Annotated in this window: 7 protein-coding genes and 4 tRNA genes; 1 reads left to right on the top strand and 10 read right to left on the bottom strand. The window is 47.0% G+C overall.

Annotated elements, in window-relative coordinates; all coding sequences use genetic code 11:
* Nucleotides 1-15: 15 nt before the first annotated feature.
* Nucleotides 16-102, bottom strand: a tRNA-Ser gene (locus HMPREF2909_RS07865).
* Nucleotides 103-188: 86 nt separating this feature from the next.
* Complete coding sequence (locus HMPREF2909_RS07860; RefSeq protein ID WP_246815538.1) at nucleotides 189-1,199, bottom strand: EamA family transporter; 1,011 nt, start codon at nucleotides 1,197-1,199, stop codon at nucleotides 189-191.
* Between the two features lie 262 nt (nucleotides 1,200-1,461).
* Here HMPREF2909_RS07860 and dinB point away from each other — a divergent pair, with 262 nt between their 5' ends.
* On the top strand, nucleotides 1,462-2,895 hold the full coding sequence (gene dinB, locus HMPREF2909_RS07850; RefSeq protein WP_071415841.1) for a DNA polymerase IV: 1,434 nt from the start codon (nucleotides 1,462-1,464) through the stop codon (nucleotides 2,893-2,895).
* Nucleotides 2,896-2,900: 5 nt separating this feature from the next.
* Here the strand turns inward: dinB and fdxA are convergent, their stop codons facing one another.
* The 8 genes from fdxA to nrdE form a co-directional block, all read right to left on the bottom strand.
* Nucleotides 2,901-3,245 carry a ferredoxin gene (fdxA, locus tag HMPREF2909_RS07845; RefSeq protein ID WP_022857297.1) on the bottom strand — a complete coding sequence of 115 codons (345 nt, stop codon included), beginning with the start codon at nucleotides 3,243-3,245 and terminating at the stop codon, nucleotides 2,901-2,903.
* A gap of 18 nt (nucleotides 3,246-3,263) precedes the next feature.
* Complete coding sequence (locus HMPREF2909_RS07840; protein WP_071415840.1) at nucleotides 3,264-4,451, bottom strand: FAD-binding protein; 1,188 nt, start codon at nucleotides 4,449-4,451, stop codon at nucleotides 3,264-3,266.
* 104 nt (nucleotides 4,452-4,555) lie between these two features.
* Entirely contained in the window at nucleotides 4,556-4,723 is a 168-nt protein-coding gene (gene rpmG, locus HMPREF2909_RS07835; protein WP_021618688.1) for a 50S ribosomal protein L33, read from the bottom strand.
* Nucleotides 4,724-4,763: 40 nt separating this feature from the next.
* Nucleotides 4,764-4,837, bottom strand: a tRNA-Met gene (locus HMPREF2909_RS07830).
* Between the two features lies 1 nt (nucleotide 4,838).
* Nucleotides 4,839-4,913, bottom strand: a tRNA-Thr gene (locus HMPREF2909_RS07825).
* A 1-nt stretch (nucleotide 4,914) separates the two neighbouring features.
* A tRNA-Tyr gene (locus HMPREF2909_RS07820) sits at nucleotides 4,915-4,996 on the bottom strand.
* Nucleotides 4,997-5,160: 164 nt separating this feature from the next.
* Entirely contained in the window at nucleotides 5,161-6,159 is a 999-nt protein-coding gene (gene nrdF, locus HMPREF2909_RS07815) for a class 1b ribonucleoside-diphosphate reductase subunit beta (RefSeq protein WP_071415839.1), read from the bottom strand.
* Between the two features lie 44 nt (nucleotides 6,160-6,203).
* Entirely contained in the window at nucleotides 6,204-8,354 is a 2,151-nt protein-coding gene (gene nrdE, locus HMPREF2909_RS07810; RefSeq protein WP_071415838.1) for a class 1b ribonucleoside-diphosphate reductase subunit alpha, read from the bottom strand.
* Between the last annotated feature and the right edge of the window lie 81 nt (nucleotides 8,355-8,435).

Genomic DNA, 8,435 nt, shown 5'->3' with positions numbered 1-8,435 from the left:
TGAAAACCCTAAAAGCGGAGACGAGGAGATTCGAACTCCTGAACCGCTTACGCAGTTAACACCTTAGCAGGGTGCCCCTTTCGGCCACTCAGGCACGTCTCCGGCATTGGACTAATTACAAAGGTAATTAATGCAACTTTGCTAGTTTATCATTTTTTTGGCATAGAGCAAATCGGTGTGTACAATTCTCAATCTAACACATCAATCGTTTCTATATTTCCCTCTTCATCAGTTATTTTTGCATGATGACGAGATGTAAGGTCATGGGATGGAAGTGGATCGTTATCACTGGAAAAACTAATAATAACCGCAAAAACAATAATACCTACACCTACAAAATCCATAACGCCTGGACGGTCACCAAAGAACATCGAGATAATCAGGTTCACTGCTGGCAGTACTGACTGCATAACAGAAAAACGGTTCACACTTACGCGACGCATTAAAACTTGGTCAAAAATATACGAGACAATAGAAGCGCCTAAAGTCATAATAAAAAGAAGGACGAGTAATTTGAACCATCCGCCATCAGCACGTGCCCACGTTGCAAACCGTGCCGGAACAATCACTGCTTTAACTGCTGGAAAACCAATAAAACAGCTTTGAATAATCCAACCAATCAATAAAGAAATCGTTAAATTATCGAGCCCTGACGAGCCATGGGCTACATGTCGTCCCAAAACAATATATATTCCCCACAGCACGCCACTTGCAATAATAGCCACAAGCCCTGGAATCGATGAAGGGCCCACCGAGAACAAAGCCGCACCCGCGAGCGCGAGCAACCCCACAAAAGCCAAGAATGCGCCCACGTACTCACGCCAAGTTCGTCCAGTGAACACCGCCACCGCGAGAGGCCCAATAAACTCGATAGCCACTGCTACACCTGAGTTCAGCGTATTAATCGCAATGTAAAACACGCCGTTCATACCAGCAACAGCTACTCCCAATGCGCCAAGAATTATCCACGTTTTGGCGTCCTTAGGCAGGTTTGCGCGTTTACGAATCGAAAATGGGCGTCGCCAAAGCACCATAATAAGCACCGTAAAAGCCATACGCCACCAAGAAACAAGAAGCGGCTCAATCTGTGTGAATGCAATTTTACTTATCTCGTTAGCACAAGAAATAGCAATGGTTTGAACAGCCAGCACACATAAAACTGGCGAAGTATTTAACAGTTTCACTATCGATTTCTTCACATATATAGTTTACGCTACTTTTCTGGTAGTCTCACAATTGCATATGAGGACTCTATAACGCGCTTAACTCCTCGCAGCAACATCTTCAGCCCTCCCGATAAACACCGCTCGTACCGGTCCTCTCTCCACATATCAATCCCAACTCCGCTTCCCACCTTTCCCCGCTCCAACTCCGCCCTCCACTCACTCCCCTTCCCCCGTTCCGCCACACTCCCAACTCCCCACTCGCTGCTCCACCCCACTCCCCGCTACAATAAAAGCTATGAGTACTGCACCACGAATCGCCGCCGCCAAGAAAGACTGGGGTCATGATGATTCAGGTTGCACTATTTTGCATATCGACATGGATGCTTTCTACGCCTCGTGTGAACTCAAGCGTAATCCTCATCTTGCAGGCAAACCTATTATTATTGGCACAGGTGCTCGTTCCGTGGTATCTGCAGCAAATTATGAGGCGCGTAAATATGGTGTCAATTCCGCTATGCCAGTTTCTCGAGCACGTCAATTGTGCCCTCAGGGTGTTTTTCTTCCCGTTGACATGGTTTACTATAAAAGTTTGTCTGCCCAGGTTTTTGCCATTTTCGAGGAAGTAACAGATCAAGTAGAACACGTCAGTGTAGATGAAGGCTATATGGATGTTTCATCTGCTCTGCTAACATGGAAATCGCCAGTGGCTATAGCTCAATGGATTCGTTCAACAGTATTCGAAAGGTTGCAGCTCACTTGCTCCGTGGGTATTGCCTCTAACAAGTTAATCGCCAAACTTGCTTCTACGAATGCAAAACCCAATGGCATGTTGCTCATCCCCGTAGATAAATCAATTGAATTCATGCATATGCTTCCTGTGCGAGCTATTCCTGGCGTGGGACCTGCCACACAAAAAGCTCTCGATAACTACGGCGTGAGCACCGTGAAACAACTTGCTCAGCTACGCGAGCAAGACGTCATCAGAGCCGTTAAATCTCCTATCATTGGACATACACTGTTCTTGGCTGCTCGTGGCATTGATGAGCGCAATGTAGTGGTCAGAGCACCTGAAAAATCGATTGGTCATGAGCGCACGCTAGAGTACGATACTCGCGATCCACGTGTTGTCTCACGTTTGCTTTGGCAGTGTTGCGATTCCACTGCCTCGACGCTGCGCAAGCGCGGTCTTGTGGCGCGAACTCTTACCGTAAAACTTCGATATGCAAATTTACATTATGTGAGCAAATCTCGTACTCTCAGCAGACCATCACAATCTGCTCATGAGTTCTACGAGTATGCTTTGAATCTTATAGACGCGCTTCTGCCTCGCCCCACTGGCACCTCCGACGCTGCCTACGATACCAGTTCTACCAGCTCCGACGGCAACGCCTTCACCACTAATACCACGAACTCCACCGACTACACAAGCTCCAGTTCCAGCACCTCTGATACGCAGCTTCTTCCTCAAGAGATCCGTTTGGCGGGCATTAGCACTTCACATTTATCGAATGCTGCCACAACTGTTATTCAGCAGAGTTTTGATGATATCTTTGATGATTACGCTGATGCCCCTGCATCTTCCCCTACCGCAAAAACGCCTTCCAGCACAGACAATAGGCAAGATACGCAAGCAATCCGGAAAAGCAAGAAAAATACTATAAAAACCGAAAAAACGCTTGACGATATTCGCAAGCGTTTTGGAAAAGACTCCATTAGTTTCGGACTTTAGAGCATCTATGAATTCTGTGCTAGATACTCAGCATTCACGTCAGATGGAAGTTGTGCTACCAGCTCATGGTCATGGTCTATTGGACCAGCTCCCATAGCTCCACCAAAATCTCCAACTTCTGCAAAGTAATCATCAGCAACAGCTTTATACCATGCCCAGTCATCTGGTAAATCGTCTTCGTAGAAAATCGCTTCTGTTGGACATACAGGTTCGCAAGCACCGCAATCCACACACTCGTTCGGATTAATATACAACGTGCGTGAACCTTCGTAAATACAGTCTACAGGGCATTCATCCACGCATGCTTTATCTTTTACATCTACACATGGTTCAGCGATTACGTATGTCATATTTTTAGTCTACCGTCTTTAGTCGAGTTCCACGCCGATAAAAACAGGTTCAGGTACGAGAGTAATACCATACGTCTCGCGCACACCGTCGCGAATAGTGCGCGCCAACTCCACGATATCTTCAGTGCTCGCTCCCCCGCGATTACTCAATACAAGCGTATGCTTGGTCGACAGCGAGGCTCGACTGTTCTCGTTCACGCGATAGCCCGGTTCAAAACCTGCATGATGGATAAGCCAGGCTGCCGAAGTTTTGATTGCTGACTGACCGTTCGTATCTACTGCTGGGAAGCGAGGAGCCTCGTCAGGCAGTTTTTCTGCTTGCTCGCTACTAATAATTGGATTCATAAAGAAGGATCCGCAGCTATATTTATCGCGGTCTTCTTGAGGTGCAGCGTTTAGATCCGGTTCACTTTCTAAAGTATGCGCCATCCATGGATTAGCATAACGGTGAAGATCTTCCACCACTCCTTTACTCGCGCGAATATTGAGCACAGCTGTGCGAATCTGTGCGATATCGAAGCTTTCACCCACTTCAACGTTCAAAGCGCGTGCCAACTGCCCCATCTGCACAGTATTCATGCTGGAATGCGTAAGCGTAAAGGTTACTTCGAGCACAATATAGCGTGGAGATGGGAAATATTTGGTTGGAGCGCTGTGAGCACCCGCCTCGTACATGGAATCCTTCAAAACAGAGTGACGATAAGAAAAATCAAACTCTTCTAAACCCAAAGTTCGAACAGTTTTTGTTTCGCGATCCCATACTTCTACGTGCGAAACTACGCTCGACACTTCTTGACCATAAGCGCCAATATTCTGCACAACACTGGCTCCCACAGTTCCAGGAATACCAGAAAGAACTTCAACACCTGCTAAGCCCATACGCACACAGTAATCAACAAAATCATCCCAATGCACACCTGCAGTTGCACTCACATGAGTTAAAGGTGCTGCGCCTTCTTCTACAGGAGCTGCCTCGTCAAGCACGGAAATCTGACGGCGAGCATCGCGAATAACCACTCCATCAAAATCATCATCAGAAACGAGCATATTGGAACCGCCGCCAATAACACAGAGTGGTTTTCCCATAACGTCAGCCATAATAATCGCTTCTAAGAAGCCTGGACGGGAATCAGGCTCAACAAACTCAGCAATGCGCCCACCCACGGCCATTGTTGTAATATCTGAAAAACGTGGAGATTTCTCCATTGTTACTCCTCTACCCACCAGTATTGAGCACACGCACCGTCACGTGCACTGCATTGTTTCTATGGTATAAAAAAACCCGGCCAAGCCGGGCTTCCTCATAACGTCTATCGAGTCTCGCGGTGGAGAGTCTTACGACCATCACGTGGGCAGAACTTCATGAGCTCCAAACGATCTGGTGTGTTACGACGATTCTTAGTTGTCTGGTAGTTACGTTCCTTGCATTCGGTGCACGCCAGCGTAATGCCTGGACGAATATCGGCGCTTTTTGCCATTGTTCACCTTCCATTAATTTCTTTAGACAATCAGCCTTTGTAGCGAGAGAGAGACTCGAACTCTCGACCTTACGATTATGAGTCGTACGCTCTAGCCAGCTGAGCTATCCCGCTATGGAGCCTCGAGCGGGAATTGGACCCGCGACCTCTTCCTTACCAAGGAAGTGCTCTACCACTGAGCTATCGAGGCGTGGCGGATAGTGGATTCGAACCACTGAAGGCGAAGCCGGCGGATTTACAGTCCGCTCCCTTTGACCGCTTGGGAAATCCGCCAAGATTTTCCCATCTTGTCGATGGCAACTTGAATAGTATTGCACGAATCAGCGACCACCGCAAGTTTTCACTTGCGGCGTGTCGCGACTCTTTTCAATTTTCCGCTAAAATCAGCGGTTTAAACATCCACTATTGGGCGTGTCTTGCTCTGAATTATTCAGAATTTAGAAGTCCCAATCATCATCATCAGTTTCTACAGCCTTACCCATTACGTAGGACGAGCCAGAACCCGAGAAGAAGTCGTGGTTTTCGTCTGCATTAGGGCTTAACGATGCAATAATAGCTGGGTTTACGTCCGTAGCATCTGCTGGGAAGAGTGCAGGATACCCCAAGTTCATCAAAGCCTTATTAGCGTTGTAACGCAAGAACTTTTCTACGTCTTCTACCAAACCTACGCCAGAATACAAATCTTCAGTGTATTCTGCTTCGTTGTCGTAGAGTTCGTTGAGCAAGTCGTAAGTGTACTCTTCGAGTTCGTCACGCTTATCCTGGCTTACCAGCTCCAAGCCCTTCTGATACTTGTAGCCAATATAGTAGCCGTGCACAGCTTCGTCACGAATAATCAGACGAATAACGTCCGCCGTATTGGTCAACTTTGCGTGGCTGGAGAAATACATTGGCAAGTAGAAGCCCGAGTAGAACAAGAAGGACTCCAGCAAAGTAGAAGCCACCTTGCGTTTTAATGGATCGTCGCCTTCGTAATAATCCAAAACAATAGAAGCCTTCTTCTGCAAATGCTTGTTCTCCTCCGACCAAGCAAAAGCTTCGTCAATCTGCTTGGTGCTAGCCAATGTCGAGAAGATAGACGAATAGCTCTTTGCGTGCACAGACTCCATAAAGGAAATATTGGTGTATACCGCTTCCTCGTGAGGCGTCAGCGCATCCGGAATCAGCGATACAGCGCCCACAGTGCCCTGAATGGTATCGAGCAGAGTCAAACCTGTAAACACGCGCATCGTGAGGGTATGTTCTTCCTCAGTCATCGCGTTCCAAGATGGCAAATCATTAGAAATCGGAACCTTTTCTGGCAACCAGAAGTTACCGGTCAAGCGATCCCACACTTCCAAATCTTTCTCATCTTCCAAGCGGTTCCAGTTAATCGCGCTCACGCGGTCAATCAGCTTTAATGGCTGACGAGGTACAGAAATTGGTACAGTAACCATAATCTTTCCTTACAATGTTGTGGTGGATATATCAGCGTAACGGTTTACAGCATGCAGGAAACGCAGCCTTCTACTTCCGTTCCTTCCAAAGCAGCCTGACGAATGCGAATGTAGTACAAGGTCTTAATACCCTTGCGCCATGCGTAAATCTGAGCCTTGTTCACGTCGCGCGTGGTCGCGGTATCTGGGAAGAACAAGGTAAGCGACAAGCCCTGATCAACATGTTGGGTTGCCTCAGCATACGTATCGATAATCTTCTGCCAACCAATCTCGTAGGCATCGTCGTAATACTCGAGATTGTCGTTGGCCATGTATGGAGCTGGGTAGTAGACGCGACCGAGCTTACCTTCCTTACGAATTTCAATCTTAGACACTAGAGGATGAATAGAACTCGTGGAGTGATTAATGTAGGAAATAGAACCTGTTGGAGGAACTGCCTGCAAGTTTTGATTATAAATACCATCGCGAAGAATGGCGTCACGCAATTCTTCCCAATCAGCAACTGTTGGAAGATGAATGCCGAAACGTTCAAACAGATCCTTGATTTCCTGCGTGCGAGGTTCAAGACTGCGCGAGCCATCGGTATATTTATCGAAGTAATTACCCTGACCTGCTGGCTTCGCGTAATCAGAAACATCAAAGCTCTTAAACTTCTCACCGCGCTCTACAGCGATCTGATGGCTGGCCTTGTACGCGTGGTATGCAACGGTCATAAAGTACATGTCGGTAAAGTCCAAAGCTTCTTCCGAGCCATAGGACATGCGCTCGCGAGCCAAGAAACCGTGCAGGTTCATCTGACCCAGACCGATTGCATGACCTTCGTCGTTTCCGCGCTTAATCGATGGCACAGACTCGATGCTTGTATGATCTGCTACCGAGGAGAGCGCGTAAATAGCGCGTTCTACGCTATCACCCAAACCGCCGTCCATAGTCTTGGCAATATTGAGGGAGCCGAGGTTGCAGGAAATATCGCGACCAACGTGAGCGAAAGTCAAATCTTCATTCAAAACGCTGGCTTCTTGCACCTGAAGAATCTCCGAGCACAGGTTAGACATAGTAATACGTCCGTCAATTGGATTTGCGTTATTTACAGTATCTTCGAATACGATATATGGGTATCCAGATTCGAACTGAATCTCGGCAATAGTACGGAAAAAGTCACGTGGATTAATATAGGTCTTCTTAATACGAGGGTTATTTACCATATCATAGTAGTTCTCAGTAATAGGAACATCTGCGAAAGGCTTACCATATTCGCGCTCTACATCGTAAGGGCTAAACAGAGCCATTGGCTCTTTCTTCTTAGACAGCTCGAAAGTAATGTCTGGAATAACCACGCCCAAAGAAAGAGTTTTAATACGGATTTTTTCGTCCGCATTTTCGCGCTTGGTATCCATGAAAGTCAGGATATCTGGATGATGCGCGCTCAGATAGACCGCACCTGCTCCCTGACGAGCGCCCAGCTGATTAGCATAAGAGAAGGAATCTTCCAGCAGCTTCATGACCGGCACTACACCAGATGACTGGTTTTCAATATGCTTAATAGGAGCACCTGTTTCACGTAGGTTGCTCAACAGCAAAGCTACGCCACCGCCACGCTTAGACAGCTGAAGAGAAGCGTTGATTGCGCGTGAAATGGATTCCATATTATCTTCGATGCGCACCAAGAAGCATGATACTGGTTCACCGCGCTGAGCCTTGCCCAAGTTAAGGAATGTTGGGGTTGCTGGCTGGAAGCGACCGGTAATAATCTCTTCCACGAACTCCATAGCCTTGGTTTCATTACCAGCTGCCAGCTCCAATGCAACAGCTACTGTACGCTGCTCGAAGTTCTCCAGATACTGTTTGCCGTCGAAGCTCTTCAAAGCATAGGACGAGTAGAACTTAAATGCGCCCAAGAATGTTTCGAAACTAAAATTGAAGGAATCTGCGTATGCATAAATCTTATCCAAGAACTCAGGAGAATATGTATCGAAAACTTCCTTGTTGTAGTAAAGGTTATCGAAGAGGAACTGCAAACGTTCACGCACAGAATCAAACTTCTTAGTACGTTCCGCCACTTCTCCCTGAACAAAAAGTTCTGCTGCAGCAATATCCTTATCGAACTGAATCTGATGATTCTCATCGTACAGATTGAGCATTGCGTTTAGTGCATGATAATCCTGCGAAGCGTCGTAAACAGCGCTATCTGCCATGTTTTTTTCTCCTGATTCTCGCGGGTTTTGCGCGATTTTGCACAGTTTTATGCATTTCCTGCGCTTTTTCTATGCTCTACG

The sequence above is a fragment of the Alloscardovia sp. HMSC034E08 genome, assembly GCF_001813415.1.
Classification (GTDB): Bacteria; Actinomycetota; Actinomycetes; order Actinomycetales; family Bifidobacteriaceae; genus Alloscardovia; species Alloscardovia omnicolens.
Note: the sequence above shows the minus strand (reverse complement) of the source record. Positions and strands in the feature narration are given on the sequence as shown.